General features: G+C 46.6%; 1 protein-coding gene. It reads right to left on the reverse strand.

Going from position 1 to position 440, the window contains the following annotated elements:
- Window positions 1-223 precede the first annotated feature (223 nt).
- Window positions 224-440: hypothetical protein (locus tag NOM01_RS17055; protein ID WP_255749785.1), on the reverse strand; the 217-nt coding region annotated here is incomplete at its 5' end.

A 440-nucleotide genomic window follows, 5' to 3' on the forward strand; every position in this document is an offset into this window, starting at 1 on the left:
AAGTAAAGAAAGTATAAGATTTTACCCCATATTTAAACGAATAAACCAGTGTCTTGACCGAGAATCAAAGCGGAGGTGCGAGACGCCTGCGGGTGCGGCCCTGTTGATCGCGTGCCAGCGAGACCCCGCAGATTTCTGCTTGTCTGAGGAGGCTCGCGGTGCGCCCGCGGCAAGCGAGCAACCGAAGCGATGATTCAACCAACACTGTAAAGACACCAACCAATCACACATGGCTGGAGATTAAAGACCGGGCGCTTTTTGCTCGGTTTTTCTTAACAGCTAAAGAAAGTTTATCGTTTTGTCTTGCTGATATCACGATAAGGTCATAAGATGCTGAATTCCAATCCGCACTTATCGGTTGAGCGATCAGGGTAAGCGCCCGATCTGATAAATAGGCGGAAAAATTACCCTTATTAAGAAAATGAACGAAAAAATAGCTT

The organism is Sporolactobacillus sp. STSJ-5, from assembly GCF_024385605.1.
GTDB lineage: Bacteria > Bacillota > Bacilli > Bacillales > Sporolactobacillaceae > Sporolactobacillus.